The organism is Pseudomonas abieticivorans, assembly GCF_023509015.1.
Lineage (GTDB): Bacteria > Pseudomonadota > Gammaproteobacteria > Pseudomonadales > Pseudomonadaceae > Aquipseudomonas > Aquipseudomonas abieticivorans.
Map to the genome: position 1 here is coordinate 5,557,955 of NZ_CP094975.1, position 19,699 is coordinate 5,577,653.

The window sequence follows — 19,699 nt, forward strand, 5'->3', positions numbered from 1 at the left end:
GCGTTGCGGGTGCCCTGGCGCAGGATACCCGCCGCCTGGGCTTAGTCGCTGTAATCGACCGCGGCCCATTCGAAGTACTGCTTGAGTTGGGTGACCAGCGCGACATGCGCCGGGTGCGGCAAGTAGCGCTGCACGGCGGCTGCATCGTCGAAGCCGGCTTCCAGCAAGTAGTCCCAGCAAATCGGCCGGTCCAGTTCATTGGCGCAGACCTTCCAGCTGCGCACGAAGTCGATCTCCTGGTGCAGGCCGCGCATCCACTCGACCAGGTGTGCCTCCAGGGCCACATCCTTATTCACCCCCGCCAGCCGGCGAAACATCACAATGTGCTTCATCATTGCGAGCGCTCCTGATATGGCTGTAGCGCCCAGGCCGGTGCGTCCTGCAAGGCCACCGGGCGCAAGAAGCGCTGCAGCGCGGCGTAACCGACCGAGGTGGTGTGCGGTTGGGTGGAGGCGGGCCATGGGCCGCCATGCTGTTGGGCGTGGGTAACGGCGACGCCGGTGGGCACGCCACGAAACAACACGCGGCCGGCAATCGTGCGGGCGGTGCGGTACAGGCTGCGGGCCGGTTCGTCTGCCTGCTCAAAGCCCCATAGGGTGGCCGTCAACGTGCCGCCGATGGCCTGTAACACCGCATTGGCTTGCGCTACGTCACAGGCTTTGATCACCACGGCAACGGGGCCGAACACTTCTTCGCGCAAGGCGCTATCGTTGATAAACGCCAAGGCATCAATCTCGAACAAGCGTGGGGCAGGGCCTTCGCCCCCTGCGTGGGGCTCAAGCAGCGGGCGCGCCGCGCTGGCCTGCTCCAGGTTATGGAGGCCGTGTTCAAAGCCCTTGCGCATGGCCTCGGTGAGCATGGCGTGGGTGGTCAAGGGTTGCAGTGCGCAGGCCAGTTGCTCGATGAAGCGGTCGCTGGCCGGGTGCTCCAGCAGTATGATCACGCCAGGGCTGGTGCAGAACTGCCCGCAGCCTTGGGTAATGGACCCGGCCAATAGCGTGGCCAGTGCCGCACCCTCGCGTTGCAGGATGCCCGGCAGGGCCACCAGCGGGTTGATCGAGCCCAGTTCACCGAAGAAGGGGATCGGCCGTGCCCGTTCATTGGCGGCTCGCCAGAGGGCGCTGCCGCCTTGGTAGGAGCCGGTAAAGGCCACGGCCGCGATGGCCGGGTGCTCGACCAAATGCACGCCTGCCGCCCGCGAGGCGCCTTCGACCAGGCCCAGCAAGCCAAGGGGCAAACCCTGGGCGGCGATCACCCCTTGGGCGATCTCATGCACGGCGCGCGACAACCGGGGGTGCCCCGAATGCGCCTTGACCACCACCGGGCAGCCGGCCGCCAACGCCGATGCGGTATCGCCGCCCAATACCGAGAAGGCGAATGGAAAATTGCTCGCCGAAAACATGGCCACCGGCCCCAGGGGTTCCGAGACGCGCGTCAACGCCGGCCGACCTTTGGGCGGCGCACCGTCAATGGCCGCATCTTCGACGCACGCCAGGGGCACGCCGGCCCGGGCTTGGGCGGCAAAGCCACGCAACTGGAAGGCTGTGCGCGCCACTTCACCGTTCAAGCGCGCAGGGCCCAGGTGCGTTTCTTCGTCGGCCAAACTGACCAGCGCGGCCTGGTGGTTCTCCAGGCCCTCGGCCAGGCCGTCCAGCAAGGCGGCCCTTGTGCCCATGCTCGACTGGGCCCATTGCCGGGCTGTCGCAGCGGCCTGTGCGACCACCTGGTCGATGCGTTGTTGTTCTGGGGTGCTCATTTGAACGCTCCCTTGAGCGGCGCCAGGTGGTAGCCGCGGCGGCTGTAATCAAAGCCCAGCAGTTCGTTGATGGGCACGCCCTGGTCGGCAGGCGAGGCGTAGTAGGCGCGGATTTCCTTGATCAGGCCGCTGTGTTGATCGAATACGTACCACTCATCCCCGCGCAGCGCGGTGCCCAGCTTGCCTTTCCAGTGGGTCCACTCGATGACGGCTTCATGGCTGTCGTGGCTGACCAGGATCTTTTCGATGGTCCACTGCGAGCCAAGATGCTCCACGCACCACACCCATTTGTCGGCGATGGTGCGCGCGCTGCGCCACGGGATATCGGGCAGCCCGGCAGGAAAGTAGTGCACCGCATCCGGGGTAAAGCACGACAACAAGGCCGTGTGATCGGCCGCATTGCAGGCCGCGAAATAACGGCGAATCAAGGCGGCGTAGGGGTGCTCGGCGACCGGCATCATTTGGCCTCCTGTTGGCCAATGATGCTGGGGATCGGTTGGCGACCTGCCGCGATCCACGCGTGGTAGGCGGCAATGGCTGCAGGGCCCGGTGGGTAGATGCCCCACAGGGCTTCGCCGGCAGCAATGCGCATGGCCAGGTAGCTTTCCAAGTCGTCCTGCACCGAACAGTATTCGGCCAGTTCCTCGGCCAGGTGGGCGGGCACCACGGTCACGCCATCGGCGTCGCCGACGATCACGTCGCCTGGGTAGACGGCAACGCCTGCGCAACCGATGGGTACTTGCAGGTCGGCCACGTGGTGGTAAGAGATGCGCGTGGTGGCGGTGATCTCCCGGGCGTAGGCCGGCAGCGGCAAACCGGCAATCTCGCTGCCATCACGCAGGGCGCCATCGGTGATGATCGCCTTGGCGCCCCGGGCCAGCAGCCGGGTCACCAGGATGTTGCCGGCGGAGGCGGCGCGGGGGTCGTTCTGGCTGTCGATCACCAGCACATCGCCGGGTTGGATCTGCTCCACGCCTTGCCACTGCAAGTTATCGCCATTGGGCTTGGTGGTCATGGTGCCGTAGGTGTCGATGTCCTCGCGGGCTGGAATGAAGCGCATGGTGTAGGCGCGGCCGGCGAACGGCTTGATGGCCTTACTCATGGCGCGCAAGCCCACCAGCGCTGGCTGGCGGAAGCCCAACTTGAACAGTTGCGTTGTCAGCGAGCCGCTGCTGCAGGTGGCAAGCTTGGCCAGCACTTGGTCACTGACCGCCACCTGGCGGTTGGCCGAGTTGTCGTACGCGTCGGCGTATTGATGGATCTGCGTCATTATTGTTCTCCGCGTGCTCGATATCGTCAGGTCTTGATAATTCCCGTAGTTTGGGAATATTTAGTTAGCTTCACTTCCTTCTTGGTCGGATCTTAAGCGCTAATTGACTTGGCGAAAATCGTGTTTATGCTGGGCAAAACCGTTTGTTCCAACGAGTGGGAATTTATGATGAAAACGCCTTCCGATGGCACTGGCGCCCTGGAAAAGGCCATGGATGTGCTTGAAGCCATTGGCTCCAGGCCCGAGGGGGTATCGCAGGCCGAGCTCGCGGTTCAGATGGGGCTGCCGCGTACCACGCTCTACCGCATCATCGCCAGCCTGATTGATCGCGGCATGATCCGCCGCGATCCGGTGCGCAAGGTCTACCGGCTGGGGTTCCGCTATCTGGAACTGGTACGCAATGCCTACTTGATGCCCGACCTGGTGGCGGCTGCCAGTTTCGAGCTGCGCGCCTTGCGTGACCTGACCGGGGAGACGTCTTACCTTGCGGTGCTCGATGGCAACCAGGTCATGTCGCTTGAGCGTTGTGACGGCGCGCACACCCAGCGCTCGGCGGCGGCGATGGGCCAAAGCAAGCCGGTGTATTGCACGGGGCAGGGCAAGGCTATATTGGCGGCACTGGATGAGGCGCGTCGCGAGGAAGTGCTCAAGGGCCTGACCCTGGCTGCACTGACGCCCCTGACCATCACCGACCGGCGCCAATTGCAGGCGGAACTGAAGATCACCCGTGCCCGTGGCTATGCCATCGATGACGAAGAGATCGTGTTGGGCGTGCGCTGTGTTGCCGCTGCTATTCGCGACAATGCGGGCAAGGTGCGCGGTGCGCTCAGCGTGGCCGGGCCCGCCTATCGGCTGACCTTGAACCGCCTCGAATTATTGGGCCCGGAACTGGCCGATGCGGCGCGTCGGGTGGGGTCGCAGTTAAGTGAATCGCAAGTGCGCCTCACGGACAGCGAAGCTCAACTAGTGCCGGGCCCATGGTCGTTCCATGGCGCCTTTGCGCGCTGGTGCGACGCCACGCAACGGCTGTTTTGGGCCGACACGTTGGCCCCGGCCATCCGGGTACTCGACGCCCAGGGTGAGCGTATCGTGGCCCGGTTCGATGGGCCGATTTGTGCCCTGGAACTGCACCGCGACGGCCTGATGGTGGGGCATGCCAGCGGCTGGTCGCTGATTGACGCATCAGGCTTGGAGCATCCGTTGGCGCACTGGCCGGGCAAGCGTTTGTTGAGCCTGGCCGTGCACCCGTGCGGCAGCCTCTGGGCTTGCCTGGCGACGCCGACGGGCTGTGAAATCGGCGAGCTGGACGTGCAAGGGGAGCTGCTTGAACCGCGCGCGTTTCAAGAGCCCGTGAGTGCGTTTGGCTGGGATGCCAAGGGCGAGTCGCTGTACGCCGTGGGGCCGGATTCGGGGTCGATTTTTGTGCTGCGCGGCCAGGGCGGTGGCGTGCGCCGCCTGGCCACGCTGCCCAAGGGGTCTGGGCGCCTGAGCGGCCTGGCACTGGATAGCCAGGGTGGCGTATGGACCACCCTTCGCGATGGCTGGAGCCTGGTGCGGTTCGCCGCCGACGGCAGCTTGGATCGTATGATCGGCCTGCCTGTGCCCAGCCCCACGGACCTGGCGTTCTGCGGGCCAAGCAACGATACGTTGTACATCACCACCTCGCGCCATGACCTGGCGATGGAGGCACTGGGCAATGCGCCGGCCTCCGGGCATTTGCTGCACGTCAATCCGGAGTTAAGCGGGGTGGGGGCTGCGCGCACCCATTGGGGGGCGCGACGCCCAGGGTCGTCGACTTGACTCTGCTTGGCGCGACGCAACATGCTGCCCCCCACCCAGTAACGCACAAGGACCTGCAATGGCACGCGCCCCCATTCGCATCACCGCGCAAGAAACCCTCTCTGACAATTGGTACGTGCTCAAAAAGTACAGCTTCGACCTGCAGCGCCGCGACGGCAGTTGGCAGCCGCAAACGCGCGAGGTGTATGACCGTGGCAACGGCGCCACCATCCTGCTGTACAACCTGGAGCGGCGCACGGTGTTGCTCACCCGCCAGTTCCGCATGCCGTGCTACGTCAACGGCCATAGCGGCTACCTGATCGAGGCCGCCGCAGGTTTGCTGGACAACGCCAGCCCTGAGGAGCGCATTCGCAAGGAAGCCGAGGAAGAGACCGGTTACCGGGTGGGCGAGATCAAGAAAATCTTCGATGCCTTCATGAGCCCAGGGTCGGTGACCGAGCGCATTCACTTTTTCATCGGCCAGTATCAGCCTCACGATCAGGTCAGCGACGGCGGCGGGCTGCAAGAGGAGGGGGAGGACATCGAGGTGCTGGAGCTGGGGTTCGAGCAGGCGATTGCCATGGTGCAGAGCGGCGAGATCGCCGATGGCAAGACGATTATGTTGTTGCAGTACCTGGAATTACGATTGATGGCGTGAAAGCCGTCGCGGATAAATCGGCTCTTGTAGGAGCAGATTTATCCGCGAAAACCCCGCCGCAATTTATCAGGCCGCGTTTTCGTACTGGCCTTTCTGCGCCTGCCGACGGCACGCTTCGCCGAACGCCTGGAAGATTTTCACCGAATCAGGGTTCTGCGCCGCTTGCCATTCCGGGTGCCATTGCACGGCAAACAGGAACGGCGAGAGGGTAGGGGCGTGCACGGCTTCGACCACGCCGTCTTCGGCCTTGGCGATGGCTTCCAGGCCCTTGCCCAGGGTTTTCAGGCCCTGGCCATGCAGCGAGTTGACGCGAATCTCGTCGCTGCCCAGCAGCTTGCGCAGCCAGGTGTTGGGTGCGATGCGCACGCTGTGGGCCGGTGCGTACTGCACCTCGACGGGATCTTCGCTGTTTTCGCGGTGGTCATTGAAACCAGGCTCGGCGTAGAGCTTCTGGTACATGTCGCCACCCAGCGCCACGTTGATTTCCTGCATGCCGCGGCACACGCCGAAAATCGGCAGGCCACGGGCGATGGCCGCACGCACCAACGGCAGGTCGAACAGGTCGCGGTCCTTGTCCTGGCCTTTGCCGGGGGTCTGGTTTTCCTGGCCGTAAAGCGCAGGGTCGATGTTGCTGCCGGCACCGGTCAGGTACACGCCATCGGCCATGTCCAGGTATTGCTCCAGGTCTTCGGTGCCGCAGCAGGTGGGTACCAGCACCGGCACGCAGCCGGCATGTTCCACCAAGGGTACGATGTATTTGTGCGTCATGACCTGATAGTCGTGCCCCTTGCGTTCCTGGGCACCCATGGACATCAGGACGACGGGTTTGCGGGTTTTTTGATTCTTATTGCCAATGTTGCTGTTGGACATATGTCACCTTGGGACAGGCGCAGCCGCCTATCGTTTTTGTGCAGGCGCAACCTCTAAATGCTGTCGCTGCCTGAGGCTCCGAGCACTGCCGGGAATGCGAGGCGAATGCCGATTCTCGGTCGGAAACCTGCCACATATCCTGCCAGAGCCGTTTATTATGTCAAACAATATGCGTGCTTTCGTAAAAGATTCTTTGCGCCATGACTGACTTGGCGTGCTGATAAGGCCCTGTTTAATGGGGTTTTCGATGATTCTGGGTTTTCGGGCTAGTTAAATATTATTATCGCTCGCCGGTAAGCGCGGGGTGGGTAGCGGGTTCTGGAATGAACGCCACGCTGCCCCCATCGTGCTGATGGAACAGGCGCGCGCCATTGTTTGGGCGGGTGGTAATGACTTGATGGTCGTCTGCCAAGTACCCCAGGGGCAGGTGGTCGGCATCGCGGTATTGCTCGATGATGATCGTGCGCGCCGGGTCCCATCGCTCGCCGCTGTGCTTTTGCAGCCAAGCCATGAAGCCGGCGCTGTCGCCGTCACGTGGGTAATCGAGCTCCTCGGGTACGTAGTAGAACGGCGTTTCACCGCTGGGCAGGTACATCGGCAGCCTGTTGTCGGCCTCAACCAGCACCAACCGCCATTGCCCCCAAGGTGCTTGCCGGCCAGCCTCGGCCTGCACTTGCCGGCTGAAGTGCATCACGCCGCCACCGCCGTTGCTCCAGGGGTAGAACACCCCGAGCACCAGCATCAACAGCGCGGCCATGGCGCCGAAACTGCTCACCCAGCCCGGGCCACTGACCTTGTCGGCGGCGCGGCGGGCGGCGATGTACCGGGTGATCCACCAGGCGCCCAGCAGTTGCGCGAATGGCACCAGGGGCAGCACGTAGTAACTGCGGCGGCTACCGCTGGCGGTGAAAAACGCAAACAACAGGCCCAGGCCACTGATCAACCAACGGGTGTTGGCCTCGGTGTGCTTCCAGTGGCGCACGGCAACCCACAGGGCCAACACCCAAAAGGGTGCCCAAGGCAGGGTATAGACCGGCAGGTACAGCAGGTAGGTGTAAATCGGCCCGATGTTGTCGAAGGGCTGGAAGAAGCGCACCACGTTCTCGCGAAATACCAAGGCCAGGCCGCTTTCGCCATAGGTGGGCGCGCCATACGCATGCGACAGCACGAACGGCAGCGCGTACACCGCCCCCGCCACCACGGCTGCCAGCGGCAGGCGCAGGTTCAGGTGCTGTTTCCAGCGGCCTTGGCTCAGCAGGTGTGGCAGCAGCAACAAGCCTGGCAGGATAAAGCCGATCAGGCCCTTGAACAGCGATGTCACCGCCAGTATCAGCAAGAACACCGTGTAGCGGCCCAGGCGCGTGTCGTCGGGGCCACGCCAGTACCACCACACGGCCGCGAGCACGCCGCACACGGTGAGGATATCCGCCGTGGCTACCCGCGCCCAAAAGGCAAAGTAAAACGTGGTCGCCAGCATCCAGCCGGCGATAAGCCCGGTGCCTTTGCGAAACAACTGTTCGCCTATCGAGTAAACCAACCACACGCTCAGCCACGCAGCGATCACCGAGGACAGGCGCAGCGACCAAGGCCCCAGCCCGCCCAATACCGTGGCAAAGGCGGTGATCAGCCAGTAGGAGGGTAGCGGTTTGTCGTAGTAGGGCAGCCCCTTGAGGTAGGGGTTCAAGTAGTCGCCGGTCTGCAGCATCTGCAGGGCGATGTTCGCCCAGCGGGTTTCCGGCCCCCACAGCTCGCGGCTGCCCAGGCCCAGCAACAGGATTAGCGCCGTCACGCTGAGTAACAGCAGCAGCGCGCCGCGCTCGCTTTTTAAAAATGCGCTCATGGAGGTCTTCATCAGTCAGGTGGCGCCAGCCTAGGCTCTGTAAGAACTGCATCCCGGCTCGGTCATGCTGCGTTGAAAACAGGCTCGTGCGCGAGTCCGATCGCAATGCTCATTGACAGCTGGTCAAGTCGAGCGCTCCCCTGACCTTCGCTGGAATTCATTTCGTGCAGAGCCTAGGCAGGGTGATGTGACGCCTGTGTAAGGGAAATGAGAAAAAGTCGTCACACGAACGAATTATCGACATGTGTTGCGTTTTACTGTGCTGCAAACCTGCCCTCTGGACACTGCCCGCCCATGACCTCGCGCCCCACGCTGACGCTGTTGATACTGCTGTGCCTGTTGTTTTTCGCAGCACTGGGCAATCATGAATTACAAGGCTCCACCGAGCCTCGCGTAGCGGGCATCGCCATGGAAATGCACCTGCACGGCGACTGGGTCACGCCCAGGCTCAATGGCGAGCCTTTCCTGGAAAAACCGCCGTTGAGCCTGTGGCTCGACGCAGGCTTCATGAAACTGTTCGGGCCCACCACTTGGGCGGTGCGCTTGGCGTCGGCGCTGGCCGGGCTGTTTTGCGTACTGGGCCTGTACGCCGTGCTGCGCAGCCTGGGCCGCCCAGTGTGGGTGGCCTGGGGCGCGGCGCTGCTGCTTGCGACCATGGGCAGCTTTTGGGGCAACGTGCGTCAGGTGGGCGAGGACGCCTTGTTGTGCCTGGGCGTGACCCTGTCCCTGCTAGCGTACCTGCGCATCAGCCAGGGCGGGCAGGCGCGGTGGTGGGGCCTGTTTGCCGCCGGCATCGCCATTGCCACCTTGAGCAAGGGCGTGCTGGGCCTGGCCTTGCCGGGCGTGGTGATCTTTGCCTGGCTTGTGGCCGACAGCCTGTTGCACAAGCGCTTGCGCCTGGGCGCTTGGCTCAAGCCTGCGGCCGCGACCTTGGTGGGTGTGCTGCCGTTGCTGGTGTGGCTGGGTTTTCTGTACCGCGACGGCGGTGCCGGTGCATTGGCCGATGTGCTGTGGGCCAACAGCGTGGGGCGCTTCGATGGCTCGTTCGAAGCGGCAGGGCATTTCGAACCGTTTTATTACTACCTGGCCAAATTGCCGGAAGCCTTCCTGCCCTGGAACCTGTTGGTGTACCTGGGCCTATGGCATTTTCGCAAGCAGTGGCGCGCCAACCCCTACCTGTTGTTTTTCAGCCTGTGGCTGCTGGCGCAGTTCGCGTTGCTGACCTTGGCGTCGAGCAAACGGACCGTCTACCTGATGTCCCTGGCACCGGCGGCAGCGGTGATCGCCATGGAGTACCTGAGGCTGCTGCGAGAACGTTATGGCGATCGCTGGCCAAAAGCGCCGCGCGCGGCTCAAGGGGTGTTGGCGGTGGTGATCTGCAGCTACCTGGCGGTGGCAGTGTGGGTACTGCCACGCCAGGATGCGCAACAGTCCTTCCTGCCCCTGACCGAGCTGATCCGCTCGTTGGAGCAAGACGGTAAGCAGGTGGTGCTCTACACCCCCAGCGAGCGTCTGGCGGGAGCGGGTGTGTTCTACAGCCGCAGCCTGTTGCGGGCGCTGCAGACGGAGGATCAATTGAACGGTTATCTCCTGGCCAGCGCTGACCATGTCGCCGTCATGGAGCGCGACGACGATCCGCCAGCGCCGCTGGTGGTGCTGCACAAGGTGGTGGTGGGGGAGCGTGCTTATTATTTTGTGGTGCGGTGAGGGTGGTGCTGGGTTTGGCTGTGGCTGTGATTGTGGCTGTGGATTGGGTAATGGCCACTACCGGCCGCCCGCGCGGCCTATCGCAAGCAAGCTTGCTCCCACATTTATTGCACCGTACCGCATTCTGTTGGAGAGGCGTTGCCAGCTTTGGATGTATGGCAGGTCCATTTGCAGCGCTTTTAAAATCATTCAACGCCTCTCCACCAGACTGCGGCACGTTGCAACCAATGTGGGAGCAAGCCTTGCTTGCGACAGGCCGCGCGGGCGGCCGGTTTCAGCATCACTTGAATCCCAAGCCAACCCGCGCGGGCCGCCACCGGCGACCGTCACCACAACACCCTCTCCAATTGTTGCGAATTGTATAAATAACCGCAGCTTGCAGACCTTCGTTCATATTTAAATGTATGGCCCTTGATCAAAGCCATGAATGCAAAGAAATCGCGCTTTACAGCGCAGCGGTCTACAAGCCAACAATGGCGGGGTGTTCAGGCCTATTCCGGCTGCTGAAAGGCTCTGGAACAACGTTTCTAAGCACACTAATCAACCTGTTTTGTGTAGCATTTCCGTGACGAACAAAAAGGGTCGGCTATATTTGCCGCCAGACCCATAAAAAACGGAGAAGGGCATGACGTCAGGATTCATCTCGCACCACCGTGCAAATCGCCGTGCCCTTGTTGAGGGCCGGTGGTCTCGCAACACGTGTCTTGGGCCGGTAGTTGGGCCATGAACAGTTTCCCTGCGTACCCCACTGCGCGCTCAAGGTTTGAGCGTGGGGGCGGCGATCGGCTTCGCATTCGGGTTGCTGGGGGCGCCGGGGCAAATGAGGGCAAGTAGGGCAGTAGGGGTTGTTTCATCCATCAAGGAGCGCCACATGATAACAAGAATAAAGTTCGCCGATTTCTCTCCGAGGATTCTGGCGGTAGTGGTTGGATTTGGGGTTAGCGTCGAAGCACAGGCAGTCAACTTCAACATTGGCGAGATCGAGGGGCAGTTTGACTCCTCGCTGTCGGTGGGTGCCAGTTGGAGTACCCAGAGCCCGTCAGAGCGCTTGATCGGTTCGGCCAACGGTGGGCACGGGTTTACCCAGACCAACGACGACGGCCACCTGAACTTCAAGAAGGGCGAAACCTTCTCGAAGATCTTCAAGGGCATTCACGACCTGGAATTGAAGTACAACGACTTTGGCGTGTTCACCCGCGCCAAGTACTGGTACGACTTCGAACTGCAAGATGAAAGCCGCGAGTTCAAGGACATCAGCAACGACGGTCGCAAAGAGGCTGCCAAGTCCTCGGGCTTCGAACTGCTCGATGCCTTCGCCTACTACAACTACCAAATCGCCGAGAAGCCAGGCAGCGTGCGGGTCGGTAAACAGGTGGTGAGCTGGGGTGAAAGTACCTTCATCGGCAACAGCATCAACGCCATCAACCCGATCGACGTGTCGGCGTTCCGCCGCCCAGGTGCAGAGATCAAGGAAGGCCTGATCCCAGTCAACATGCTGTACGTGAACCAGGGCCTGACCGACAAACTCTCGGTCGAAGGTTTCTACCAGTTGGAATGGGACCAGACCGTCCTGGACAACTGCGGCACCTTCTTCTCGACCACCGACGTGGCCGCCGATGGTTGCCGCAACAACTACAACATCCTGGATGCCAACACCGTCAATGCGTTGCGCCAGCCGGGTACCCTGGCGGCACTCAACAGCCTGGGCGTGGCCGTCAGCCCCGAAGGCCTGGTGGTACCGCGCGGTTCCGACAAGGATGCCCGCGACTCCGGCCAATGGGGCATGGCGTTCCACTGGCTGGGCGATGACACCGAGTACGGTGCCTATGCCATGAACTACCACAGCCGTACGCCGATCGTCAGCGTGCAGAACGCCAACGCGGCAGCCATCACCACCGCGTTGAGAACGCCTGCGCTGGCCCAGCCGATCCTGTTGGGCCGTGGCAGCTACTTCCTCGAATACCCCGAGGACATCCGCCTGTACGGTTTGAGCTTCTCCACTACCTTGCCTGAGGGCACCGCGTGGAGCGGCGAGATCAGCTACCGGCCGAACATGCCGCTGCAAACCAACACCTCGGACCTGACCGGTCGCCTGGCCACCACGGTGGCGGGGGCTGCGGCCACCGGCGGCGCGGCTGCGGCACTGGCCCAGGCCAACGTGGTCAGCTCCGGCTACATCCGCAAGGAAGTGACCCAGGCGCAAACCACCTTCACGCACTTCTTTGACCAAGTGATGGGCGCCGAGCGTCTGACCCTGGTGGGTGAAGTCGGTGTGACCCGGGTGGGCGGCATCTCCAACAAGATCGGCCAGCGCATGGGCCGCGACGCGGTGTTCGGCCTGCCGGAATCGGCGGCTGCCGATGACGAATACGGCTCGGGTGGTTTCTACACCTCCACGTCCTGGGGCTACCGCGCCCGTGCTATCTGGGATTACGCCAACGCCTTCGCCGGCATCAACCTCAAGCCCAACCTTGCCTGGTCCCAGGACGTCAACGGTACCGGCCCCGTGTTCAACGAAGGGGTGAAGGCAGCCAGCATCGGCATCGATGCGGACTACCAGAACACCTACACCGCGAGCCTTAACTACACCAACTTCTTTGGCGGGGACTACAACGTCACCACCGATCGCGACTTCGTGGCCTTGAGCTTTGGCGTGAACTTCTAATGGCAGGAGCACCTTTGATGACTCGTAAGAATCTGATGCAATGTGGCGCCCTGGTCTTGAGCCTGTTGGCAGCCAACGTAATGGCGGCGGTCAGCGCCGATCAAGTGGCCAAGCTGGGCACCTCGCTCACCCCGCTGGGTGGCGAAAAAGCCGGCAACGCCGATGGCAGCATCCCGGCCTGGGACGGTGGCTTGAAGACCAACGCCGCACCGATCGACAGCAACGGCTTCATGGGCGACCCCTATGCCAGTGACAAGCCGCTGTTCACCATCACCGCCAAAAACCTCGACCAGTACAAGGCCAAGCTGTCCGAAGGCCAGATCGCTCTGTTCAAACGCTACCCCGACACCTACAGCATGCCGGTGTACGTGACCCGTCGCAGCGCCTCGGTGCCCGATGACGTCGCTGCAGCCGCCAAGGTCAGTGCCGCCAAGACCACGCTGACGGCCGATGGCAACGGCCTGCAAAACTTCGATGACAGCCATGTCTATGCCTTCCCCGAGCCGCAAACTGGCCTTGAGGTAATCTGGAACCACATCACCCGCTACCGTGGCGGCAACGCCATCCGCCTGTACACCCAGGCCGTACCGCAAACCAACGGCAGTTTCGACGCCATCAAGCTTGAGGATGATGTCGGCTTCCCCTACAAGATGAGCAACTACGACCCTAAGGAGAGCGGCAACGTGTTGCTGTTCTTCAAGCAGGAAGTGACGGCGCCGGCGCGGCTGGCCGGTACCGTGCTGCTGGTGCATGAGTCGTTGAACCAGACTGCGCACCCGCGCGATGCATGGATCTACAACGCCGGCCAACGCCGGGTGCGCAAGGCCCCGCAAGTGGCCTTCGACGGCCCGGGTACTGCGTCCGACGGCATGCGCACCTCCGACAACTTCGACATGTTCAACGGCTCGCCAGAGATGTATGACTGGAAGCTGATCGGCAAGAAGGAGCTGTACATCCCGTACAACAACTTCCGCATCGCGATGCCGTCGGTCAAGTACAAGGACATCATCCGCGCCGGCCATATCAACAACGACCTGGCTCGCTATGAACTGCACCGTGTGTGGGTGGTGGAAGCGTCGCTCAAGGGCGATAAGCGCAACATCTACGCCAAGCGCCGGTTCTACGTCGATGAAGACACCTGGACCATCGCCATGTCGGACCTGTACGACGGTCGTGGCCAACTGTGGCGTGTCGGCCAGGCCCTGTTGGTGCCGTACTACCATCGCCAGGCCCCGTCCTATGCCTTTGAAGCGCTGTACGACCTGATCGCAGGCCGCTACATCGTCACCGGCATGAGCAACGAAGAAAACAAATTCATCCAGTTCGACCAGAAGTTCAGCAATGCCGACTTTACCCCGAGCGCCCTGCGCGCCAAGGGTATCCGCTAAGCCCCGCAGTACTCATCCTGACTAAGATGGGATGAACTATCGCCGGCCCGCAAGGGTCGGCAATAGATCACTGTCAGGAGCGCCCGCATGAAGCCCTATATCGTCTGCCACATGATGTCCTCCCTGGACGGCCACGCGCTTACCGATGGCTGGGACCGTACCTTCAAGAAAGCCGCTGGCGAACTCTACGAGCAACTGGCGCAGACCTTTCAATTCGATGCCTGGATCTGTGGCCGCGTGACCATGCAGGAAATCGCCCACGACGAAGGCTACCCTGCCGGCCTTGCTACATCGCCGATCCCGCGCACCCACCATTTCGCCCAGCGCGACGCCAAGCAGTACGCCATCGCTATCGACCCCCATGGCAAAGTCGGCTGGAAAACCAGCCAGGCGTTGGATTCGCACATCGTCGAGGTGCTGACTGAGGCGGTGAGTGATGACTACCTGGCTTACCTGCAGTCGATCGGCGTGTCGTACCTGTTTGCCGGCAAGACCGAGATTGACCTGCATCAGGTGGTCGAGATCCTGGCCAACGAACTGGGCACAAAACGCCTGATCGTGGAGGGTGGCCCTCACGTCAGCGGCTCGTTCGTCAATGCAGGGTTGGTGGATGAGGTGAGCGTGCTGGTGCTGCCGTTGATTGACGGGCGTGGCGAGCACCCGGCTTCGTTCGAGGTCAGCGAGAGGGCTTGGCGCCAGCCTGCCCACTTGAAGCTGGCCAGCGCCGAGGTGCAGGAGGGTGGGGCGGTGTGGTTGCGGTATCGTCTGTAAACGCTGCGCAGGGTCATGAAAAAAGCGACCCGAAGGTCGCTTTTTTTGTATCACGGCACCGCCATCAAACCACGTACGACAGCCCCATGATGAAGATGATCGCAACCACCGAAAGGATGGTTTCCATCATCGACCAGGTCTTGAAGGTTTCGGCCACGGTCATGTTGAAATACTGCTTGACCAGCCAGAAACCGGCGTCGTTCACGTGGGACAGGATCAGGGAGCCGGCACCGGTGGCGAGCACCAGCAGTTCGCGGTTGACGCCCGGGATCATGCCGACGACCGGTGCGACGATGCCGGCGCCGGTGATGGTCGCGACCGTGGCGGAACCGGTGGCAATGCGAATCACCGCCGCTACCAGCCACGCCAGCATGATCGGCGAGATCTGCGCGTGCACGGCCATCTGGCCGATCACGTTACCGACACCGGTGTCCACCAGCATCTGCTTGAAGCCGCCACCGGCGCCCACGATCAGGATGATCGCGGCGGTCGGTGCCAGGCTCTGGTCCAGCAGTTTCATGATGTGCTGGCGGTCAAAGCCACGGGCGCGGCCGAAGGTGTAGAAGGCCAGCAGCAAGGCGAACAGCAGGGCGCTGATCGGGTGGCCGATGAAGTCCATCCATTGGCGGATTATGTGGTCGGCGGGCAGCACCACGTCGGACAGGGTTTTGAGCAACATCAGGAACACCGGCAGCAGCACGGTGATCAGGGTCACGGTGAAGCTGGGCGGGTTCTCGATCACCGCTTCCTTGGCGATCTGGTCCATCAGCTCCTTGGACGGGTTGCCCGGGATGCGCTTGGAAATGAAGTTGGCAAAAATCGGACCGGCAATCACGGCAGTCGGCAGGCCAACGATCAGCCCGTAGAAAATGGTTTTGCCGATGTCAGCACCAAATACCCCGATGGCCAGCAACGGGCCCGGATGCGGCGGCACCAGGCCGTGCACCACGGACAGGCCGGCCAGCAGCGGGATACCCACCTTGACCAGCGACACGCCGGAGCGCCGGGCCACGATGAACACCAGCGGTACCAGCAGCACGAAGCCGATTTCGAAGAACAGCGGGATGCCGACCAGGAAGGCCGAGAACATCATGGCCCAGTGCACCTTCTTCACGCCGAAGCTGCGGATCAGGGTTTGCGCGATCTGGTCGGCACCGCCCGAATCGGCCATCAACTTGCCGAGCATGGTGCCCAAGGCGAGCACGATGCCGACAAAGCCCAGCACGCCGCCGAAGCCGTCCTGGAACGATTTCATCACCTTGACCACGCTCATGCCCGAGGTCAGGCCCAGGAAGCCCGAAGCCAGAATCAGCGCGACGAAGGGGTGAATCTTGAATTTGGTGATCAACAGCACGAGGCCGATGATGGTGACCAGTGCATCCAGCAGCAGGTAGGTGTCCATGGGTAGACCCAGCATAAGGGGGTGCCTCGTGTTGTCGTTGTTGTTGGCGCAGCTTATGAACAACTAGTGTAGTCAGTCAGTGAGGTAGCGCTGTCTTTTAGGGGTAAAAAAATCAGGCCGTCTGCGGCAGCGACGGTGCGTCCTGATCGTGCAGCCAGGTGTCGACTTTTTCAGCCAACAGCGTGATCGACACAGTGGCGTCCAGAGCCAGCGTCACCGGTTCACCGCGAGGCGATTCCAGGGTAGCGAACTGGCTGTCGATCAGGCTGGCGGGCATGAAGTGGCCGGGGCGGTGGGACACGCGGTTGGCCGCTTCCTCGGGGGTCAGTTCGAGGAACACGAAACCCAGGCCAGGCACGGCAGCGCGCAGCTTTTCGCGATAGGCACGCTTGAGCGCCGAGCAGGTCAGGATGGCGCGTTCGCCAGAGGCCACGCAGGCGCTCATTTCCTCGCCCAGGCGGGTCAGCCAGCCGGCACGGTCGTCGTCATTGAGGGGGATACCCGCGCTCATCTTTTCAATATTGGCGGCAGGGTGGAACACGTCGCCCTCGATCAGGCGGCCACCGCTACGTTCGCTGATGGCGGCGCCGACGCTGCTTTTGCCGCAGCCTGCCACGCCCATCACCACAATCGCGGATAGAGGGGTTTTCATGGGTATCTCCTGCAGTTGCAGTGTTTGTTGGGGCCAGCCCGACAGGGGCCGACGATCTCACTGCGAACCTATCTTATTGATATTGTTTGAGCAGTTTAGCGGCCTCAAGTTTCATGCAGTTACCATTTTTGGCATTGCCCTGACCTTGAGACAGCGCTACCTTATTCCTCCAACCCCCTCATTTGCAAGTCAAAAACAATAACAACCATGAACCGAATCGGCTCCCGTACCACCGGCAAACCCACGCTTTCCGAGGTGGCCCAGCTCTCCGGCGTCTCGCCCATCACCGCCTCGCGAGCACTGCGCGGCGTGGCTTCCGTCGCCCCCCAATTGGTCCTACGGGTGCAGGAAGCCGCCCAGCAGCTGGGTTACGTGGCCAACCCGGCGGCGCGTGCACTGGCCTCGGCGCAAAGCCAATCGATCGTGGTGCTGATCCCGTCGCTGTCCAACCACCTGTTCATCGATACCCTGGAGGCGATTCACGACGTGATGCGCCCGCGCGGCCTGGAAGTGCTGATCGGCAACTTCCACTATGACCCTGCCGAAGAAGAAAACCTGATTCGCAACTACCTGGCCTACCAGCCGCGCGGCCTGCTGTTGACCGGCTTTGATCGCAGCGACGCCTCGCGGCGCATGCTCGCCGCAAGCGGGGTGCCGTGCGTGCACATGATGGAACTCAACGCCATGCCAGGGGTGGCGTGCGTCGGGTTTTCCCAGCAGAACGCCGGTGAAGTGGCCGCCCAGCACCTGCTGGACCGGGGGCGCAAGCGCCTGGCCTACGTGGCGGCGCAACTCGACCCGCGGGTGATGCAGCGCGCCGAGGGCTTTCGCCGCGCCCAGCGTGCCGCCGGTGTGTACGACGTGGCACTGGAGGTGATGGCGCCGCAGCCCTCGTCCATCGGCCTGGGCGGGGAGTTGTTCAGCGACCTGATGCGCCGCCACCCGGATGTCGACGGAATTTTCTTCTGCAATGACGACCTGGCCCAGGGCGCCATGATGGAGGCCCTGCGCCAAGGCATCGCCATCCCCGAGCGGGTCGCTATGGTGGGTTTCAACGATTTGCCCGCCGCGGCGCACCTGGTGCCGCGCCTGACCTCGATCCGTACGCCCCGGGCGGCCATCGGTCGCCAAGCCGCGCACCTGCTGCTCGGCCTGCTCGATGGCAAGTTGGAAGGTTCGCAAACCCATGACTTGGGGTTTGAACTGATGGTGCGCGAAAGCTGAAACGCTTTACGCAATCGTTTTCCTGTTAGTTATCAATCAATAGATGGCGATTGGCTTGCAAGGCGTCAATTGCCCTCTATGCTCAGCTCACGAACAGGAAGGACGCTTCGCACGTTAAGGGAATGACGGTTAAACCTCCCGGTTTAACGATAGGTTCGAGCACAAGGGACGTCGCTATTTTACACGCTTTATAAGCGTGTGCCGTTGGTCGTGAATGCCGTTCGCGTTGCTATTGCTTTTAACCATCGTGCCGTTAATAAGTACATGACGCTTGAGGTATAGGATCCATGTTCAATTCCCATAATAAGGCTGACGTGGCTGAACTCGCCCGCAGCGCGGCTGAACTCGCTATTGCCCGTGGCAAATTAGCCGCCGTCAGTCGTTCCATGGCCATGATCGAGTTCACGCCGGACGGTCTGGTGCTGGACGCCAATGCCAACTTCTGCGCGACCATGGGCTACTCGCTGGAAGAAATCATTGGCAAGCATCATCGGGTGTTCTGTGAGGAAAAGTTCTATAACAGCGAGGAATACGCCCGACTCTGGCGAGACCTGGCGCGCGGTGAGCCCGTCAGCGGAACGTTTTCGCGGCTTAACAAGAGCGGCAAGAGCGTGTGGCTGGAGGCCAGCTACATGCCCGTGCTCGGTGCCGATCGGCAAGTGGTGAGCGTGATCAAGGTGGCGTCCGACATCACCCGGCGGGTGAATAAAGAGCACGAAGAGGAAAGTATCATCGGTGCCATCAGCCGCTCGATGGCCATGATCGAATTCACGCCGGAAGGGCGGGTCATTACCGCCAATGAAAACTTCCTGGCGACGATGCATTATCAACTTAACGAAATCATTGGCCAGCACCACAGCCTGTTTTGTACGCGCGCCGAAAGTGAGTCTGCCAGTTACAAGGCTTTTTGGGCCTCGCTTAATCGAGGTGAATATCACTCGCATCGGTTCGAGCGCGTGGATAAACACGGGCATATGGTGTTTCTCGAAGCTTCGTATAATCCGATCTTCGACATCAAGGGTCGCTTATATAAAGTGGTGAAGTTTGCCAGTGATATCACTTCGCAAATCTGCACCCAACAGTCGGCCGCTGAAGCTGCGCATGCGACCTCGGTTCAAAACGACGCCTGCGCGCAGAAAGGCTCTAGCGTGGTCAGGCAGACAGTCGATGTGATCAAGGAAATTTCCAACGACCTGAACGAGGCGGCGCGCAGCATTGATGCGGTGAGCAAGCAGTCGGAGGTGATCGGCAAGATCGTCCAGACCATCCGGGGCATTGCCGACCAGACCAACCTGTTGGCGTTGAACGCCGCCATCGAGGCTGCGCGTGCCGGTGAACATGGGCGCGGTTTTGCCGTGGTGGCCGATGAAGTGCGCAGCCTGGCCGCGCGCACCAGCCAGGCGACGGTGGAGATTGTCGACGTGGTGCGGCAAAACCAGGACCTGTCCTTGAGCGCGGTGGCCAGTATGCGCTCCAGCTTGAGCCGCACGGGGCAGGGGGTGGAACTGGCGAACGAGGCCGGCGAAGTGATCCTGGAGATCCAGGAAGGCTCGCGGCACGTGGTGGATGCCATCAGCCAGATCAACTCGACCTTGCAGTTGCATTGACCTGGGCTCAAACCTCTGTTTGTAGGGGCGGCGTTGCGGTTTATCCGCGAAAAGAACGACACGGTGCAACCGCTAGACCGCAACGACCTTTTCGCGGATAAATCCGCTCC

At 61.9% G+C, this 19,699-nt stretch carries 15 protein-coding genes and 2 pseudogenes; 9 read left to right on the forward strand and 8 right to left on the reverse strand.

Features of this window, described 5'->3' with window-relative positions:
* Positions 1-41: 41 nt before the first annotated feature.
* The 4 genes from L9B60_RS25270 to L9B60_RS25285 are packed head-to-tail and all read right to left on the reverse strand — an operon-like array spanning position 42 to position 3,026.
* Positions 42-335: a Dabb family protein gene (locus L9B60_RS25270; protein WP_249673698.1), complete on the reverse strand. Its 294-nt coding sequence runs from the start codon at positions 333-335 to the stop codon at positions 42-44.
* Positions 332-1,756 (reverse strand): aldehyde dehydrogenase (NADP(+)), encoded by a 1,425-nt coding sequence (locus L9B60_RS25275; protein ID WP_249673699.1) that lies wholly within the window; start codon positions 1,754-1,756, stop codon positions 332-334. The genes L9B60_RS25270 and L9B60_RS25275 overlap by 4 nt, the downstream gene beginning before the upstream one ends.
* On the reverse strand, positions 1,753-2,217 hold the full coding sequence (locus L9B60_RS25280; RefSeq protein ID WP_249673700.1) for a nuclear transport factor 2 family protein: 465 nt from the start codon (positions 2,215-2,217) through the stop codon (positions 1,753-1,755). The genes L9B60_RS25275 and L9B60_RS25280 overlap by 4 nt, the downstream gene beginning before the upstream one ends.
* A complete protein-coding gene (locus tag L9B60_RS25285; protein WP_249673701.1) occupies positions 2,214-3,026 on the reverse strand; it encodes an RraA family protein in 813 nt (270 codons plus the stop codon). Before L9B60_RS25285 ends, L9B60_RS25280 begins: the two co-directional genes overlap by 4 nt.
* 168 nt (positions 3,027-3,194) lie before the next feature.
* Here L9B60_RS25285 and L9B60_RS25290 point away from each other — a divergent pair, with 168 nt between their 5' ends.
* Positions 3,195-4,826 (forward strand): IclR family transcriptional regulator domain-containing protein, encoded by a 1,632-nt coding sequence (locus L9B60_RS25290; protein WP_249673702.1) that lies wholly within the window; start codon positions 3,195-3,197, stop codon positions 4,824-4,826.
* 58 nt (positions 4,827-4,884) lie between these two features.
* On the forward strand, positions 4,885-5,463 hold the full coding sequence (gene nudK, locus L9B60_RS25295) for a GDP-mannose pyrophosphatase NudK (protein ID WP_249673703.1): 579 nt from the start codon (positions 4,885-4,887) through the stop codon (positions 5,461-5,463).
* Between the two features lie 66 nt (positions 5,464-5,529).
* Here the strand turns inward: nudK and L9B60_RS25300 are convergent, their stop codons facing one another.
* Together L9B60_RS25300 and L9B60_RS25305 are read right to left on the reverse strand one after the other, a co-directional pair.
* Positions 5,530-6,333, reverse strand: coding sequence for a gamma-glutamyl-gamma-aminobutyrate hydrolase family protein (locus tag L9B60_RS25300; RefSeq protein WP_249673704.1), 804 nt, complete (start codon positions 6,331-6,333; stop codon positions 5,530-5,532).
* 280 nt (positions 6,334-6,613) lie between these two features.
* Positions 6,614-8,173, reverse strand: coding sequence for an ArnT family glycosyltransferase (locus tag L9B60_RS25305; protein WP_249673705.1), 1,560 nt, complete (start codon positions 8,171-8,173; stop codon positions 6,614-6,616).
* Between the two features lie 294 nt (positions 8,174-8,467).
* Here L9B60_RS25305 and L9B60_RS25310 point away from each other — a divergent pair, with 294 nt between their 5' ends.
* The 4 genes from L9B60_RS25310 (at position 8,468) to L9B60_RS25325 (ending at position 14,704) form a co-directional block, all read left to right on the forward strand.
* A complete protein-coding gene (locus L9B60_RS25310) occupies positions 8,468-9,880 on the forward strand; it encodes an ArnT family glycosyltransferase (protein WP_249673706.1) in 1,413 nt (470 codons plus the stop codon).
* Positions 9,881-10,751: 871 nt separating this feature from the next.
* Positions 10,752-12,545, forward strand: a complete 1,794-nt coding sequence (locus L9B60_RS25315) for a DUF1302 domain-containing protein (protein WP_249673707.1) — start codon at positions 10,752-10,754, stop codon at positions 12,543-12,545.
* 17 nt (positions 12,546-12,562) lie between these two features.
* A complete protein-coding gene (locus tag L9B60_RS25320; RefSeq protein WP_249673708.1) occupies positions 12,563-13,933 on the forward strand; it encodes a DUF1329 domain-containing protein in 1,371 nt (456 codons plus the stop codon).
* Positions 13,934-14,020: 87 nt separating this feature from the next.
* Positions 14,021-14,704 carry a RibD family protein gene (locus L9B60_RS25325; RefSeq protein WP_249673709.1) on the forward strand — a complete coding sequence of 228 codons (684 nt, stop codon included), beginning with the start codon at positions 14,021-14,023 and terminating at the stop codon, positions 14,702-14,704.
* Positions 14,705-14,768: 64 nt separating this feature from the next.
* Here L9B60_RS25325 and L9B60_RS25330 read toward each other — a convergent pair whose 3' ends face one another.
* Both L9B60_RS25330 and L9B60_RS25335 read right to left on the reverse strand, forming a co-directional pair.
* Positions 14,769-16,121 carry a GntP family permease gene (locus L9B60_RS25330; protein ID WP_249673711.1) on the reverse strand — a complete coding sequence of 451 codons (1,353 nt, stop codon included), beginning with the start codon at positions 16,119-16,121 and terminating at the stop codon, positions 14,769-14,771.
* Between the two features lie 97 nt (positions 16,122-16,218).
* Entirely contained in the window at positions 16,219-16,758 is a 540-nt protein-coding gene (locus L9B60_RS25335) for a gluconokinase (RefSeq protein WP_249673712.1), read from the reverse strand.
* Positions 16,759-16,965: 207 nt separating this feature from the next.
* On the opposite strand from L9B60_RS25335, the gene gntR reads away from it, so the two are divergent.
* The 3 genes and pseudogenes from gntR to L9B60_RS30760 all read left to right on the forward strand — a co-directional run.
* Positions 16,966-17,982: an HTH-type transcriptional regulator GntR gene (gene gntR, locus L9B60_RS25340; protein ID WP_249673713.1), complete on the forward strand. Its 1,017-nt coding sequence runs from the start codon at positions 16,966-16,968 to the stop codon at positions 17,980-17,982.
* Positions 17,983-18,374: 392 nt separating this feature from the next.
* Positions 18,375-19,052 (forward strand): annotated as a pseudogene (locus tag L9B60_RS30755) (PAS domain-containing protein); the annotation flags it as partial.
* Positions 19,053-19,235: 183 nt separating this feature from the next.
* A pseudogene (locus L9B60_RS30760) lies at positions 19,236-19,589 on the forward strand (methyl-accepting chemotaxis protein); the annotation flags it as partial.
* Positions 19,590-19,699: the final 110 nt, after the last annotated feature.